At 75.6% G+C, this 15,003-nt stretch carries 13 protein-coding genes and 1 pseudogene; 4 read left to right on the plus strand and 10 right to left on the minus strand.

What is annotated here, in order from left to right; translation table 11 throughout:
- Positions 1-25: 25 nt before the first annotated feature.
- From ACGFIZ_RS18460 to ACGFIZ_RS18470, 3 genes are all read right to left on the minus strand, one after another.
- Positions 26-841, minus strand: a complete 816-nt coding sequence (locus ACGFIZ_RS18460) for an MOSC domain-containing protein (protein WP_393420700.1) — start codon at positions 839-841, stop codon at positions 26-28.
- Positions 838-1,671 (minus strand): class I SAM-dependent methyltransferase, encoded by an 834-nt coding sequence (locus ACGFIZ_RS18465; RefSeq protein ID WP_393420702.1) that lies wholly within the window; start codon positions 1,669-1,671, stop codon positions 838-840. The genes ACGFIZ_RS18460 and ACGFIZ_RS18465 overlap by 4 nt, the downstream gene beginning before the upstream one ends.
- 95 nt (positions 1,672-1,766) lie before the next feature.
- Complete coding sequence (locus ACGFIZ_RS18470; protein ID WP_393420704.1) at positions 1,767-3,740, minus strand: trypsin-like peptidase domain-containing protein; 1,974 nt, start codon at positions 3,738-3,740, stop codon at positions 1,767-1,769.
- A 97-nt stretch (positions 3,741-3,837) separates the two neighbouring features.
- Here ACGFIZ_RS18470 and ACGFIZ_RS18475 point away from each other — a divergent pair, with 97 nt between their 5' ends.
- From ACGFIZ_RS18475 to hutH, 4 genes and pseudogenes are all read left to right on the plus strand, one after another.
- Positions 3,838-5,346, plus strand: coding sequence for an allantoate amidohydrolase (locus ACGFIZ_RS18475; RefSeq protein ID WP_393420706.1), 1,509 nt, complete (start codon positions 3,838-3,840; stop codon positions 5,344-5,346).
- Positions 5,347-5,531: 185 nt separating this feature from the next.
- Positions 5,532-6,047: pseudogene (locus ACGFIZ_RS18480) on the plus strand (formimidoylglutamate deiminase); the annotation flags it as partial.
- A 128-nt stretch (positions 6,048-6,175) separates the two neighbouring features.
- The gene (locus ACGFIZ_RS18485) at positions 6,176-6,952 is read left to right on the plus strand and encodes an amidohydrolase family protein (RefSeq protein ID WP_393420708.1); all 777 of its coding nucleotides are present in this window, start codon (positions 6,176-6,178) and stop codon (positions 6,950-6,952) included.
- Positions 6,949-8,487 carry a histidine ammonia-lyase gene (gene hutH, locus ACGFIZ_RS18490; protein WP_393420710.1) on the plus strand — a complete coding sequence of 513 codons (1,539 nt, stop codon included), beginning with the start codon at positions 6,949-6,951 and terminating at the stop codon, positions 8,485-8,487. Before ACGFIZ_RS18485 ends, hutH begins: the two co-directional genes overlap by 4 nt.
- A gap of 20 nt (positions 8,488-8,507) precedes the next feature.
- Here the strand turns inward: hutH and rdgB are convergent, their stop codons facing one another.
- The 7 genes from rdgB to ACGFIZ_RS18525 all read right to left on the minus strand — a co-directional run bounded on the left by rdgB (position 8,508) and on the right by ACGFIZ_RS18525 (position 14,993).
- Complete coding sequence (gene rdgB / locus ACGFIZ_RS18495) at positions 8,508-9,125, minus strand: RdgB/HAM1 family non-canonical purine NTP pyrophosphatase (protein WP_393420712.1); 618 nt, start codon at positions 9,123-9,125, stop codon at positions 8,508-8,510.
- Positions 9,122-9,847, minus strand: a complete 726-nt coding sequence (rph, locus tag ACGFIZ_RS18500; protein ID WP_393420714.1) for a ribonuclease PH — start codon at positions 9,845-9,847, stop codon at positions 9,122-9,124. The genes rdgB and rph overlap by 4 nt, the downstream gene beginning before the upstream one ends.
- Before the next feature lie 52 nt (positions 9,848-9,899).
- On the minus strand, positions 9,900-10,595 hold the full coding sequence (locus ACGFIZ_RS18505) for a hypothetical protein (protein WP_393420716.1): 696 nt from the start codon (positions 10,593-10,595) through the stop codon (positions 9,900-9,902).
- A gap of 10 nt (positions 10,596-10,605) precedes the next feature.
- Complete coding sequence (locus tag ACGFIZ_RS18510) at positions 10,606-11,811, minus strand: glycosyltransferase (protein WP_393420718.1); 1,206 nt, start codon at positions 11,809-11,811, stop codon at positions 10,606-10,608.
- Positions 11,811-12,950 (minus strand): glycosyltransferase family 4 protein, encoded by a 1,140-nt coding sequence (locus ACGFIZ_RS18515; protein WP_393420720.1) that lies wholly within the window; start codon positions 12,948-12,950, stop codon positions 11,811-11,813. Before ACGFIZ_RS18515 ends, ACGFIZ_RS18510 begins: the two co-directional genes overlap by 1 nt.
- 100 nt (positions 12,951-13,050) lie before the next feature.
- On the minus strand, positions 13,051-13,797 hold the full coding sequence (locus ACGFIZ_RS18520) for an MBL fold metallo-hydrolase (RefSeq protein WP_393420722.1): 747 nt from the start codon (positions 13,795-13,797) through the stop codon (positions 13,051-13,053).
- Between the two features lie 230 nt (positions 13,798-14,027).
- On the minus strand, positions 14,028-14,993 hold the full coding sequence (locus ACGFIZ_RS18525) for a PLP-dependent cysteine synthase family protein (RefSeq protein ID WP_393420724.1): 966 nt from the start codon (positions 14,991-14,993) through the stop codon (positions 14,028-14,030).
- Positions 14,994-15,003 lie beyond the last annotated feature (10 nt).

A 15,003-nucleotide genomic window follows, 5' to 3' on the forward strand; every position in this document is an offset into this window, starting at 1 on the left:
ACGCCGGACACGCCAGGCGCGCCGGTCAGCCCGCCACGACCAGCGGGTCGCCGACCCGCACCGCGCCCGGCCCCTCGGGGACGAGGTTCAGCCCGAACCGGAGCTTGCCGTCGACGTTGCGGCGTCGCCCGAGGGTGTGCAGCGGCTCCCTGCCGCGTACCCCGGTCTCCTGGTCGGTCGTGGTGACCACGCAGCGACCGCACGTCCCGCCGGCGCGGAACCACGCCGACCCGATCCGCAGTCGGCGGCCGACCCAGCCGTCCTCGGCCCAGGCCGGCGCGCCCGCCACGACGAGGTTGGGCCGGAAGCGGCTCATCGGCACGGCCTGCTCGCCGGCGTCGGCGAGCCAGCCGTTCAGCGCGTCGAGGGAGGCGGCGCTGGCCAGCAGCAGCGGGTACTCGTCGGCGAAGCTGACCTGGTCGCCGGTGTCGTGGACCAGTTGCCCGACGGGCACGTGCCGGGCCGGCCGGGCCAGGTGGACCAGCCGGACCGGGCGGTCGAGCAGGGCGCTGAGCCAGGCGTCGGCGGCCGGGCCGGCGGGCAGCGCGGCGACCTGCTGCCGGCTGCTGAACACCCGCACGGGCAGCGGGTCGACCCCGGTGGGTTCGGCGACGCGGAGGTCGGGGCGGCCGGCGGCGCGCAGCAGCAGGCCGCCGTCGCGGGGCTCGACCAGCAGCCCGACGAGCGCGGTGGCCTCCCGCTGGGTGACGCCGAGCCCGTCCGCGTCGACCACCATCCAGCGGCGGTCGCCGGCCAGGCCCCAGGGCTCGACCCGGGCGTCGTCGTGGTCGAGCCGGCGGCACCCCTTGACCGGGTACGTGTGGAGGGCGGCGAGCCTCACCAGGCGACCCCGATCCCGTCGCCCGGGTACCAGTGCCGGGCCGGGGTCTCCCGGTACGCGAGGAAGCGCCGGCCGGTGCGTTCGGCGTGCTCGGCGAGGACGTTGGTGTGGGTGACGTTGTCGGTGAGCAGCAGCCCGCCGGGGGCCAGCTTCGGCTCGACCGCCGCGAACTCGCGTTTCTCGTGCTCCCGGCTGTGGTCGCTGTCGTGCAGGAAGATGTCGACGGGCCGGTCGAGGGCGGCGATGGAGGCGATGGAGTCGCCCACCACCAGGTCGACGACCTCCGACCAGGGCGCGCTGCGGGCCAGGTAGCCGGCCTCGGGGTTGATGTCGAGGGAGGTGACCCTGCCGGGGTGCCCCTCGGCGGCGTTGCGCAGCAGGGCGGCGGCCAGCACGCAGGTGCCCAGTCCCTTGTCCACGCCGGTCTCGACGACGTGCGCGGGGTGGGTGGCGCGGACGATGGCGTACCAGCCGACGCGGCGGGCGTAGCGGACCTGCCGGTCGGCGAGGCCCCGGCGGGATGCCTCGGCGGTGGCCCGTTCGATGTGCCGGCGCAGCGCGTCGTCGCCCTCGATCTCGGCGAACCAGCCGCGGACCCGGGCCACGGGCACGTCGCAGACCACGCTGACGAACCAGGCCAGGTGGTGGCGGCTGAGCTTGGTCAGCTCGTACGTGTAGTTGTGGTGCTCCCGGGAGGTGAGCAGCCAGCGGGCGGAGGTGCGCAGCACCTTGGCGTCGTGCCGGGCCACCCGGGCGAGTCGCTTGGGAAAGGCGGCGACCGGGGCGAGTCGGGTGCGGGCGATCGCCCGCCGCAGCTTCGTTGCGTCCACGGGAGCGTTCTACCAGGTTTCGGGAAACGGAAGCTGAGAAAGTTTTCTTTCAGCCCGACGCGGTCCGCCACGGGCGGGCGGGGAGCCGACCCTGATCAGCCCTGCCGGCGGCGCCGGAACAGGACCACCAGGCCGACGACCAGCCCGGCGATCAGCGCTCCCCCGAGCGCGGCGACGGACACGGTGACCCAGGCCGGCTGGCCCGACGAGTCGCCTTCGAGCTTCTGGCGCTGCGCGGCGTTCTCCCGGTACGCCTGGGCGAGCAGGTTGGCCGGCGACTCCTTCGCGACCCGGTCGAACGCGGCCACCGCCGCCGGCTGCTCCCCGCCGAAGTACGCGTCGAGCCCGTCGCGGTAGCGCTCGTCGGCGGCGCCCAGGGCGTTGTCGACGTTCACCTTGTCGAGCAGGGCGGCGCCGGTGGCCGCCGGTATCACCACGTCGTTGGCGCTGTCGGGCCGCGCCTCGTCGCGGCCCTCGTCGAGGATGCCGACGACCCGGCCGCTCGGGTCGAGCGCCATCCCGCCGTGGGAGATCCGCTTGGGGTCCCCGTCGACCCGGTAGATGGACACGGAACCCGACTGGGCGACGTCGGTGACGGTCACGATCCGCGCCCGCGGGGTGTACGTGGAGCTGCTGTCGCTCAGGCGGAAGCCCACCGTGAGCAGTGGGGCACCCGCCTTGAGGGTGCTCGACGTGTTCAGCTCGACCGCCGGCAGGTCCTCGCGGAGCAGCTTGACCACCGCGGCACCGCCCTGTTCGGCGGGGAGCGCCTCGACGATCTGTCCGGGGACGGCCGGCGCCACGGTGAGGCTGCCGCGGGCGCTGTTGAGCTGCCCGTACACCTGGACGGTCGGCTGGGAGCCGGGCTCCTGACCGGTGAAGCTGGTGGCGGGCAACTTGTCCTGGACGTACTCATCCACCTGGGCCGAGGTGAGCTTGTGGTCGTCGACGAGGTCGTCGGCGTACGAGTCGAGGGCGCCCTCCCGGGTCACCTCGTCCGGCGGGCGGACACAGGAACTGCTGGTCAGGACGTGCCCCTTGGTGGACACGACGAAGCCGCTGCACCGCCGGTTGACGGTGATCGGCTTCGTGCCCAGCGGCGCGTTGGTGGCGCTGTCCCGCAGGTAGCCGGTGACCACCGTCTCGAGGAAGACGAGCGACGGCGCGGCGGCCGCCAGTGCGCGCTCCTCGGGGCTGTACGGCCCGAACGTCGTCCACGGCTTGAGCGGGACGTCCACGGAGGCGGTGGTCGAGAACGTGGTGGGGGCGGCGGGGGCGGCGTCCCCGCCGCGGCCGGCCGCCTTCGTCCAGAACACCAGGCCGCCGCTGACGGCGACGAGCAGCACGGCGAGCACGGCCGCCCCGATCCACGAGCCGCCGGACCGCCGTTCCGGCGCGGACGGCTGGATGCGGCGCTGCGGGCTGGCGAAGGGGTCCTGGGTCGCGGCGGTGGGGTCGAAGGGCGTGCCGCCGGACACCGGGACGCCCGAGACGGGGTGCCCGGTGGCGACGGGCTGCGGGCCCCAGTACGGCGTCCCGCCCGAGACCGGATGCACGGGCCCGCCGGAGACGGGGTGCATCGGCCCGCCCGAGACCGGATGCATCGGCCCGCCCGAGACCGGATGCATCGGCCCGCCCGAGACCGGATGCATCGGCCCGCCCGAGACCGGGTGCACCGGCGTGACGGCCGGGACCGGCTGGGTGGGCACGACCGTCGGCAGCGCCACGGTGGCGTCCCACCCGGGCTGCGGCTCGTCGCCCTCGGGGCGCAGCTGCATGCCGAGCATCTGGAACAGCCGCTGGGCGGCACCGTCCTCCTCGGACGGGTACGCGACCCACGGCTGGGCGGCGGCGAAGTCGGCGTTGAGGTAGCGGTGCCCGCCGGGGGTCTGCGCGAGCGTGTTCGCGGCGTTGGTGAACGCCTCGCGCCAGGGCGGGTCGGCCGCGGCCGCCCCCTCCAGCACGGCGACCGTGACCAGCCGGTCCTGTCCGTCGACGGCCCACCAGGCCCTGCCGACCTGGCAGACACCTGAGGTCTCCGTGAACCTGTACGGACCAACCGGCTGCATGCCCACTCCCTCTGCTCACCCGCCGTGCGGATAGTACAGACGTGGCACGACGTCACGGGGCGGCGCGGGTTGCCTCTGAAAGCTTTACAGTCGCCGCATGAATGACGGAGGTACCGTCGGAGCGTCCGCCGACCGGGTGCTCGACCTGTTCCAGGGCGTCCGGCTCACGCCGACGCAGCGCCGGATCGCGCACAGCCTGGAGCATGCGGCCGACGGCAGCGCCCTCGCGGGCCAGAAGATCGAGCGGGTGCTCACCAACGGCCCGGCGATGGGCGTGATCCGGCACGTCGACGCCGGCTACGACGCCGCGCGCGAGGTGGCCGGGCGTACCGGGGTGCGGGTGCCGATGGCGGAGAGTGCGGAGGGTGCACCAATGAGCGAGGATCTGGTCGCCCGGTTCCGCAAGCTCTGGGACGAGATCGCGCCCATCGGGCGGGACGCCCGCAGCGGCGGCTACCTGCGGTACGCGTTCACGGAGCCGGAGCTGACGCTGCGCGACTGGTTCCGGGAGCAGGCCGAGCGCCGGGGCATGCCGGTCACCGCCGACGGCAACGGCAACCTGTTCGCGCGGTGGGGCGACCCGGCGGCCGGGGGCGCGGTGCTGACGGGCAGCCACTTCGACTCGGTGCCGCACGGCGGGGCGTACGACGGGCCGCTCGGGATCGTCAGCGCGTTCCTCGCCGTGGACGAGCTGCGGGCCGCCGGGGCCACCCCGGTCCGGCCGCTGGTGGTGGCCGCGTTCGCGGAGGAGGAGGGCGCCCGGTTCGGCGTAGCGTGTCTGGGGTCGCGGCTGCTCACCGGCGCGCTGGACCCGGACCGCGCGGCCGGGCTGCGCGACGCCGACGGGGTGAGCCTGGCCGAGGCGCTGGGCGACCGCCCGGCGGGCGCCCGCCCCGACCTGCTGGGCGGCTGGTCGACGTTCGTGGAGCTGCACGTCGAGCAGGGCCGCGCGCTGGTCGAGCAGGCCGCGCCGGTCGCGGTGGCCAGCGCCATCTGGCCGCACGGCCGCTGGCGCTTCGACTTCTCCGGCGAGGGCAACCACGCCGGTACGACGCGGATGGCCGACCGCCGCGACCCCATGCTCACGTACGCGTTCACGGTGCTCGCGGCGAACAAGGAGGCCCGGCTGCGCGGCGCGCACGCCACGGTGGGCCGGGTGGTTGTCGAGCCGAACGCCACCAACGCGATCCCGTCGAGGGTGACGGGCTGGTTGGACGCCCGGGCGGCGGAGCCGGAGACGCTGACCGGGCTGGTCGAGGCGGTCCGCGCCAAGGCGGCCGAGCGGGCGCGGCGGGACGGCACGGCGATCGCCCTGACCGAGGAGTCGGCGACCCCGCTGGTCGCCTTCGACGGCGGCCTGGCCGACCGGCTGGCGGCGCTGCTCGACGCGCCGGTGCTGCCCACCGGGGCGGGCCACGACGCCGGGGTGCTGGCCGGGCACCTGCCCACCGCGATGCTGTTCGTGCGCAACCCGACCGGGGTGTCGCACGCCCCCGCCGAGGGCGCCACCGACGCCGACTGCGCCGCCGGGGTGACCGCCCTGGCCCGCGTTCTCGGGGAGCTGACGCTCAAGGAGCTGACGCTCGGGGAGCCGACGTGCGCGTGAACACCTCCGCGGCGCGGAGGGCCGGCACCCGCTCGCGGACCCTGTGGAGTTGCCCGCACGGACGGGGCGGCGGCCGGGCGAGGCCGGGCGAGGCCGGGCGAGAGACCACGTGCGCCACGCGGGCCACTCCGCCCAGCGGCGGCAGCGGTAGCACCGACGGGGCAGCTCCACAGGGGGTGGACGAGGTGACCGCGAGCCGCTGGCTGGCCGAACACGCCTGGCTGCCCGACCGGCCCGAGCCCACGCCGGACGTGCTGATCGAGGCGGAGGACGGCCGGATCACCGCCGTTACGCCGCTGCGCCCCGGCAGTGCCCCCACCGCCGGGGTCGAGGTGCTGGGCGAGGCCGTACGGCTGCCCGGGCTGACCGGGATCACCTGCGTCGGCGAGTTCCACTACCTGCACCACGGCCCAGGCGGCGCCCCGTACGGCGAGGCGAACGCGATGGGCGCGGCGCTGGCCGGCCCGCGGCGGCGCTTCGGCGACGGCGACGCGCTGCGCTGGGCCGAGCGGGTGACCGCGTTCACCCCCGACGGTCCGCACGCGCGCGTCGGCGCGGCGGTCCACCCCGTCCGGGCGGTGCCGGCGGGGCAGCTCGCCACGGTCGCCAACTGGGCCGACCGGCGGGGCGCGCCGCTGCACGTCCACCTGTCGGAGCAGCCCGCCGAGAACGACGCCTGCCGGGCCGTGCACGGGTGCACCCGCGGCCACTTCGGCCCGGCCGCGTTGTTCGCCGCCGCCACCGCCGGCGGGCACGCCGCCCTCGGCTGGCCCGACGCCGGGCGGATCGTGCCGCGCGAGCCGCGCGCGGCCATCGAGGAGGTGACCCGGTGAGCGCACTGCTGGTCGACAACATCGGGGAGCTGGTCACCAACTCCACCGGCGGCGAGGACGGGCCGCTGGGCATCCGCCGCAACGCCGCCCTGCTCGTCGAGGACGGGCGGGTGGCGTGGATCGGGCCGGCCCGGTACGCGCCGGCCGCCGACCGGCGGATCGACGCCGACGGCGCCGCCGTGCTGCCCGGCTTCGTGGACAGCCACGCCCACCTCGTCTTCGCCGGGGACCGGGCCGCCGAGTTCGCCGCCCGGATGGCCGGCGAGCGGTACACGGGCGGGGGCATCCGGACCACGGTCGGCGCGACCCGGGCGGCGAGCGACGACGAGCTGCGCGCCACCGTGCGCCGGCTGCGCGACGAGGCGATGCGGCAGGGCACCACCACGATCGAGATCAAGAGCGGGTACGGCCTCACCGTCGCCGACGAGGCCCGCTCGCTGCGGATCGCCGCCGAGTTCAGCGCGGACACCACGTTCCTCGGCGCGCACGTCGTCCCCGCCGAGTACGCCGACCGCCCCGACGACTACGTGGGCATGGTCTGCGGCCCGATGCTCGCGCTCGCCGTACGCGAGATGCGGATGACCCCGGCGGAGGCCGTCTGGGCCGCGACGGCCGGGGGCGCGCGGGCGCTGCGCCGCGACGACGTCGGCCGGCTGGAGCCCGGCGCGCGGGCCGACCTGATGATCCTCGACGCCCCGTCCCACCTGCACCTGGCCTACCGGCCCGGGGTTCCACTGATCCGCCAGGTCCTGCACAACGGAGTTCCGCAATGACGACCGTCACCGTCCAGCCCACGGGGATCTCCCCCGCCGACGTGCTCGCCGTCGCCCGCGGCACCGCCAAGGTCGTCCTCGACGCCTCCGCCGTGGACGCCATGGCGACCAGCCGGTCCATCGTGGACGGCATCGAGGCCGCCGGCAGCCCGGTCTACGGCGTGTCCACCGGGTTCGGGGCCCTCGCGAACACCTTCGTCGCGCCGGAGCGACGGGCCGAGCTCCAGCACGCGCTGATCCGCTCGCACGCCGCCGGGATGGGCGCGCCGATGCCCCGCGAGGTGGTCCGGGCCATGATGCTGCTGCGGGTCCGCTCGCTGGCGCTGGGCCGCTCCGGGGTCCGCCCGCTGGTCGCCGAGGCGCTGGTGGACCTGCTCAACCGCGAGGTCACGCCGTGGGTGCCGGAGCACGGCTCGCTCGGCGCGTCCGGCGACCTGGCCCCGCTCGCGCACTGCGCGCTGGTGCTGCTCGGCGAGGGCTGGGTGCTCGGCCCGGCCGGCGACCGGATTCCCGCCGCCGAGGCGCTGCGCCGGGTCGGGCTCGCGCCGATCGAGCTGGCCGCCAAGGAGGGGCTGGCGCTGATCAACGGCACCGACGGCATGCTCGGCATGCTGCTGCTGGCGATCCACGACGCGGCGCACCTGTTCACCATGGCCGACGTGACCGCGGCGCTGGCGGTCGAGGCGATGCTCGGCTCGGAGCGGCCGTTCCTGCCCGAGCTGCACGCGATCCGGCCGCACCCCGGGCAGTCCGTGTCGGCGGCGAACATCCACCGGCTGCTCCAGGACTCGGCGGTGATGGACTCCCACCGCCACGACCTGTCGCACGCCGTGCAGGACGCGTACTCGATGCGCTGCGCGCCGCAGGTCGCCGGGGCGGCCCGGGACACCCTGGACTTCGTCCGCACGGTCGCCGACCGGGAGCTGGTGTCCGTGGTGGACAACCCGGTGGTGCTGCCCGACGGCCGGGTCGAGTCGACGGGCAACTTCCACGGCGCCCCGCTCGGCTTCGCCGCGGACTTCCTGGCCATCGCCGCCGCCGAGGTCGGGGCGATCGCCGAGCGCCGGGTGGACCGGCTGCTCGACGTCACCCGGTCCCGGGACCTGCCGGCGTTCCTCTCCCCCGACGCCGGCGTCAACTCGGGGCTGATGATCGCCCAGTACACCGCGGCCGGGATCGTCGCGGAGAACCGCCGGCTGGCGTCCCCGGCCTCCGTGGACTCGCTGCCGACCAGCGGTATGCAGGAGGACCACGTCTCGATGGGCTGGGCGGCGACGAAGAAGCTGCGCACCGTGCTGGACAACCTGACCAGCCTGCTCGCGGTGGAGCTGCTGGCCGCCGTACGCGGCCTGCAGCTGCGCGCCCCGCTGGAGCCGTCCCCGGCCGGCCGGGGAGCACTGGCGGCGTTCGGGGACGTGGCCGGCGAGCCGGGGCCGGACGTCTTCCTCGCCCCGCTGATGGAGGCCGCCCGCGAGGTGGTGCGCGGCCCCGAGCTGCGTGCCGCGATCGAGCGGGAGGTCGGCTCGCTCGGCTGACCGCGCCGCTCCGAGGCGGGTCAGGCCGCCGGGGGCAGCACCTTGGCGACCAGCTTGGCCAGCTCACGCAGCGCCTTGCCGCGGTGGCTGACCGCGTCCTTCTCCTCCGGGGTCAGCTCCGCGTTGGTGCGGTCCTGCCCGTCACCGAGGAAGATCGGGTCGTACCCGAAGCCGCCCTCGCCGCGCGGGGCGCGCAGCACCCGGCCGGCCTGGCGGCCGTCGACGAGGTGCTCCCTGCCGTTGGGCAGCACCAGCGCCACGGTGCAGACGAAGGCGGCGCCCCGGTGCTCGTCCGGCACGTCGGCGATCTGGTCCAGCACGAGCTGGAGGTTGGCCTTGTCGTCGCCGTGCCGGCCGGCCCAGCGGGCGCTGAACACCCCGGGCATGCCGTTGAGCGCGTCGACGGCGATGCCGGAGTCGTCGGCGATGGTCGGCAGGCCGGTGCGCCGGCAGCCCTCCCGCGCCTTGATGAGCGCGTTCTCGCCGAAGGTCAGGCCCGTCTCCGGCAGCTCCGGGTACTGCTCGACGTCGTCGAGGCCGAGCAGGGCGATCCGGTGTGCGCCGAGCGCGCCGTCGAGGATCCGCTGCAGCTCGATGAGCTTCTTGCGGTTACGGGTGGCGAGCAGGACCTTGTTCATGAGAGAGCCTTCCGCTGGGCATCGGCCAGTTCCGCGCAGCCGGCGACGGCCAGGTCGAGCAGGGCGTCGAGCCGGTCCCGGGCGAAGACCCCGGACTCGCCCGTCCCCTGCACCTCGACGAAGTCGCCCGTGCCGGTGCAGACCACGTTCATGTCCACCTCGGCCGCCACGTCCTCTTCGTAGCAGAGGTCGAGGCGCGGCTCGCCGGCGATGACACCGACGCTCACCGCGGCGACCGACCGGTGCATCACCCTGTCCACCCTGCCGGCCAGCGCCTTGCGCCCGGCCAGCCAGGTCACCGCGTCGTGCAGCGCCACGTACGCGCCGGTGATCGCCGCCGTGCGGGTGCCGCCGTCGGCCTGGAGCACGTCGCAGTCGAGCACGATGGAGTTCTCGCCGAGGGCCTTGAGGTCGACGCTGGCCCGCAGGCTGCGCCCGATGAGCCGGGAGATCTCGTGGGTACGCCCACCGATGCGACCCTTGACGCTCTCCCGGTCGGAGCGGGTGTTCGTCGCCCGGGGCAGCATCGCGTACTCGGCGGTGACCCAGCCGAGCCCGGAGCCCTTGCGCCAGCGGGGCACCCCCTCGGTGACGCTCGCCGTGCAGAGCACCCGCGTCCCGCCGAACTCGACGAGCACGGAGCCCTCCGGGTGGGTGCTCCAGCCCCGGGTCAGCGTCACCGGTCGAAGTTGGTCGGGCCGCCGCCCGTCAGGTCGTGCCATCCCTGCACCCTATTCGGTGCGGCCGTCCGGCCACCGCTCGCCCCGGCCCCTCTCAGTCGCACTCCTGGACGCGGACGTTCAGCACGAGCGGCCGGTCCCAGCCGGTCGGCACCTGCTCCAGCCCGGTCGTGGTCGCGGTCGCCCGGCAACCCTTCGCCCGCCACGTCCAGGTGCAGGTGGGGCCGCCGTACTGGAAGCCCCGGGCCACGCAGCGCGTCACGTCCTCGATCTTCGCGTCCTGCGCGCCGGCCGCGACGAGCCACTCGTGCACCCGCTCGCCGAGGTCCACCGGGCACCGGCCCTGCGGGCAGGTGAACCGGTACACCCGCAGCGACGAGTCGTCGCCCTCGACGAGCCCGTCGGAGGTGAAGCTGCGCGGCGAGCCCCAGTCCGTGAAGATCGCCCGCCGCTCGGCCGTGTCCTGCCGGGGCACCCACCAACCCACGTACCCGGCGATGCCGCCGCCGGCGCAGAGCCCCATCGCGACCAGCCCGGCGAGCAGGACGAAGAACACCCGCAGCCCGATGGACCGGCGCGGCGGCGCCGGCGCGGGCCCGGCCGGCGGGTGCGGGTACGCGCTCGCCGGGGGTGCCGGCGGGTACGGTCCGGCCGCCGCCGACGGCCGGGGAGCCGGCCACGGCCCGGCCTGGGCGGGCGGTGTCGGCGGGAACGGCGGGCCGGACGGAGCTGGCGGAGGGGTCGGCGGCTGGGGCTGCCAGCCGGCCGCCCCGGAGGGGGAGTCGCTCACCAGCGGGATCCTAGGGGGACGACGGCGGGTTCGAGGCCCCGGTCGGGGCCGCCGGCCCCGCAGCCGCCCGGTGCGCGGCGAGGAAGCCGGCAACGGCGGCCGGCCAGCCGAACCGCTCCGCCCGGGCGCGGGCGGCCGCCCGGCGGTGGGACTCCGGGAGGTCGAGCAGCCGGGTCACGGCGGCCGCGAACGACGCGGGCGTCCCGTGCGCGGTCGCCCCGGCCGGGCCGAGCACCTCGGGCAGGGCGCCCGCCGCGTCGGCCACCACCGGCGTGCCGCAGGCGAGCGCCTCCAGCCCGGCCAGGCCGAACGTCTCCACCGGCCCGGGCGCCAGCACCACGTCCGCGCTGGCCAGCAGCGTGGCCACCGCAAGCCGGTCCGGCAGGAAGCCGGTGAAGTGTACGGGCAGGTCGGTGGCGCGCCGGACCAGAGCGGCCCGCAGCGGCCCGTCGCCGGCCATCACGAGCGTCGCCGGCAGCCCGGCCCGGCGCAACGCGGCGAGGGCGTCGACAGCGAGGCCCGGTCGTTTCTCCGGCGACAGCCGGGCGCAGTGCACCAGCAGGATCTCCGTGTCGTCGGCGTACCGCTCGCGGACGCCGGGGTCGGCGCGTCCGGGATGGAACGTCTCCAGGTCGACGCCGAGCGGCACCAGCGACACGTCGGGCGCGCCGAGGCGGTGGAACTCCTCCGCCGCCCACCGGGTGGTGCAGACGATCCGGTCGTACGCGCGGACGGTGGCCGCGTTCAGCCGGTCGGCGAGCCGGCGGGCGGCGGGGCGGGGCAGCCTCCACTGAGCCAGCAGGCCGGTGAGGCTCTCGTGCGACACCATCACCGACGGCACGCCGTTGGCCCGCGCCCAACTGCCCGCCCAGCGCAGGGTGGACCGGTCGGACACCTCCAGGCGGTCCGGCGCGAGCGAGTCGAGCACCCGGACCACGTCCCGCCGGCTGGTGAGCAGCCGGTAGCCGCCGCTGCCGGGAACCGCGGGCCCGGGCATCGTCAGCAGGCGGCCGTATCCGTGCCGGGTGTCCTCGTGCCGCGGGCCCGGCACCACCAGGACGGGGTCGTGTCCCGCGGCCCGGTATCCCGCGCCGAGGTGGCGCAGCGCCGTGCGGAGCCCGCCGGAGCGCGGGGCCACGAAGTTCGCCAGCCGGACGATGCGCAGGCCGGACGGCGCCGGCCCGGGCGCCACCGACGGGTCTCCCATGTCGGTCATCACGCGGCCGGCAGGGCGCGGGCGGAGCCCGCGGCGGCCTGGACCGCCCGGTAGTGGGCGATCAACTCGTCGCCGACGGCGGTCCAGCTGCGCCCCTCGACCATCGCCCGCCCGGCCGCGCCGTACGCGGCCCGCCGGGCGGGGTCGGCGGCCAGCGCCGCGACCGCGTCCGCCAGCGCCTCCGCGTCGCCGGGCGGCACGAGCAGGCCGGTCTCACCCGTGCGCACCAGGTCCACCGGTCCGCCGCTGGCGGGCGCGACGACGGGTACGCCGCTGGCCGCGGCCTCCTGCAGGGTCTGGCCGAAGGTCTCGTGCGGGCCGGTGTGCACGAAGACGTCGAGGCTGGCGTAGAGCCGGGCCAGCGCCGCGCCGTGCTGCACGCCGAGGAAGGTCACCTTCGGCAGGGCCCGTTCCAACTGCCCACGGGCAGGGCCGTCGCCGGCCACCACCACGCGGACGCCGGGCAACCCCGCGGTGGCCGCGAGCAGGTCCACCTGCTTCTCCGGGGCCAGCCGGCCGACGTATCCGACCAGGGTCTCGCCGGCGGGGGCGAGCGTGCGACGCAGCGACGGGCAACGGTGGGCCGGGGCGAACCGCTCGGCGTCGACGCCGCGCCGCCAGAGCCAGACCCGTTCGACGCCGTTGGCGCTCAGATCGGCGGCGGCCCGGGTGGACGGAGCGAGGGTCCGGTGCGCCGAGTTGTGAATGGCTCGGAGCCGCCGCCACGCCGCCGCCTCGCCCCAGCTGACGCGGTAGGCCCGGGCGTACGCGGCGACATCGGTCTGGTAGACGGCGACCGTGGGCAGCCCGTGCCGGGCGGCCACGGCGGCCGCCCGGGCCCCGAGCACGAAAGGGCTGGCGAGGTGTACCACGTCCGGCCGGTGGGCCAGCAGGGCCTCCGGCAGCCGCCCGCCGGGCACCCCGAGCCGGAATCCCTGGTAGCGCGGCAGCGGCACGCTGGGGATCCGGATCACGGGGTACGGCTGCCGGCTGGTGTCCCGGTGCCTTGCGGCGGGGGCCGGCGCGATGACCAGCGGCTCGTGGCCGCGACGCAGCAGGTGTTCGGCGCTCCGCACGACCGAGTGCGCCACGCCGTTGACGTCCGGGGGGAACGACTCGGTCACGATGGCGATGCGCATGGCCCCACCGTGGGGGTCGCAACGGTGCATCAGGCGACGGGCTGCTGACGGGCCGGCGAACAGTGCGGCACAACACGGCGCTCCGCCGGGGCGGCGGCGTTCAGACCTCGTACGACGCGCCGGCGCGGACCACCTCGAGCGGGCCGGCGTACGCCGCCCCGGCCGCCTCCACGGTCATCGCCTCGCTGCCCCACGCGGCCACGAGATGGGTCAGCAGCAGCCGCCCGACGCCCGCCTTGGTGGCCGCCTCGCCGGCCTCCCGGCCGGTCAGGTGCAGGTCCGGCGGGTTCTCCACCCCGTCGAGGTAGCTGGCCTCGCAGAGGAAGACGTCGGCGCTCTGGGCCAGCCGCAGCAGCGCCTCGCACGGCGCGGTGTCCGAGGAGTAGCAGAGCACCCGGCCGTCGTGCTCCAGCCGCACCCCGTACGTCTCGACCGGGTGGTTCATCCGGTCCACGGTGACCGTGAACGGTCCGATCGGGAAGGTGCCCGGCTGCAGCCCGTAGAACTGGTACACGTCGTCGACCGTGCCGTCCTCCTGCCCGTACGCGGAGGCCAGCCGGTCGGGCGCGCCGGAGGGCGCGTACACCGGCAGGGCCGGGTACGGGCCGTCCGGGGCGTACCGGCGGACCACGACGTACGACGCGGCGTCGAGGATGTGGTCACAGTGCAGGTGGGTCAGCAGGATGGCGTCCGGGGCGTGCAGCCCGGCGTACCGCTGGAGAGTGGACAGGGCTCCCGGGCCGAAATCGATCAGGAGGCGGAAGCCCTCGGCCTCGACGAGATAGGCCGAACACGGGGAGTCGGGGCCGGGGAAGCTACCGGCGCAGCCCAGGACGGTCAGTCGCATCACGTCGTCCCGCTGTAACATATGGTAGTCGTCACGTCGGCCGCCACCCCGGGGATGATCTCCACCGACGCGTACGCCACGCTGCGCAGCCTACGCTGGCCCACACCGGAGCAAGAATCATCTCGTGGAAGTTGTCACCAAGGTGACACCCACGGCGGGGCGCCCGGAGGGCGGAAAGCACGCGACGGGCCGCGACCGTCACCCGGCCACGACCCGTCCCGTCGCTGTCGTCAGGCCCAGAGCTGGCCTTCGAGAGCCTCCTCCGCCTCGGCGAGCGTGCCGCCGTACGCGCCCGTGGAGAGGTACTTCCATCCGCCATCGGCGACCACGAACGCCACGTCGGCCCCCCGGCCGGCCCGGACCGCCTCGTGCGCGACCGCCAGGGCGGCGTGCAGGATGGCTCCGGTGGAGAAGCCGGCGAAGATCCCCTCGACCTCCACCAACTGCCGGGTACGCAGCACGGCGTCCCGCGTGCCGACGGAGAACCGCCTCGACAGGACCGTGCCGTCGTAGAGCTCCGGGACGTACCCCTCGTCGATGTTGCGCAGCCCGTAGACCAGCTCGCCGTAGCGGGGCTCGGCGGCCACGACCTGGATGCCCTCGACCTTCTCGCGCAGGTAGCGTCCGGTGCCCATCAGGGTGCCGGTGGTGCCCAGCCCGGCCACGAAGTGCGTGATGGTGGGCAGGTCACGCAGCAGCTCCGGCCCGGTCGTCTCGTAGTGCGCCCGGGCGTTGGCCTCGTTGCCGTACTGGTAGAGCATCACCCAGTCGGGGTGCTCGGCCGAGATCTGCTTCGCCGTGGCGACGGCCTGGTTCGACCCGCCGGCGGCCGGCGAGAAGATGATCTCCGCGCCGTACATCCGGAGCAGCTGGACCCGCTCGGCGGAGACGTTCTCCGGCATCACGCAGACCAGCCGGTAGCCGCGCAGCTTGGCCACCATCGCCAGGGAGATACCGGTGTTGCCGCTGGTCGGCTCCAGGATGGTGTCGCCCGGGCGCAGCCGGCCCTCCTCCTCGGCCCGGCGGACCATGAACATGGCCGCGCGGTCCTTGATGCTGCCCGTCGGGTTCCGGTCCTCCAGCTTCGCCCACAGCCGCACCGGCGGCGCCCCCTCGGGCACCGTCGGGGAGAGCCGGGGCAGCCCGACCAGGGGTGTGCCCCCGCAGGCGTCCAGCAGGCTGTCGTACCGAGACATGGCGACAGCC

The sequence above is a fragment of the Micromonospora sp. NPDC048830 genome (assembly GCF_043198215.1).
In the GTDB taxonomy this organism is placed as follows: Bacteria; Actinomycetota; Actinomycetes; order Mycobacteriales; family Micromonosporaceae; genus Micromonospora.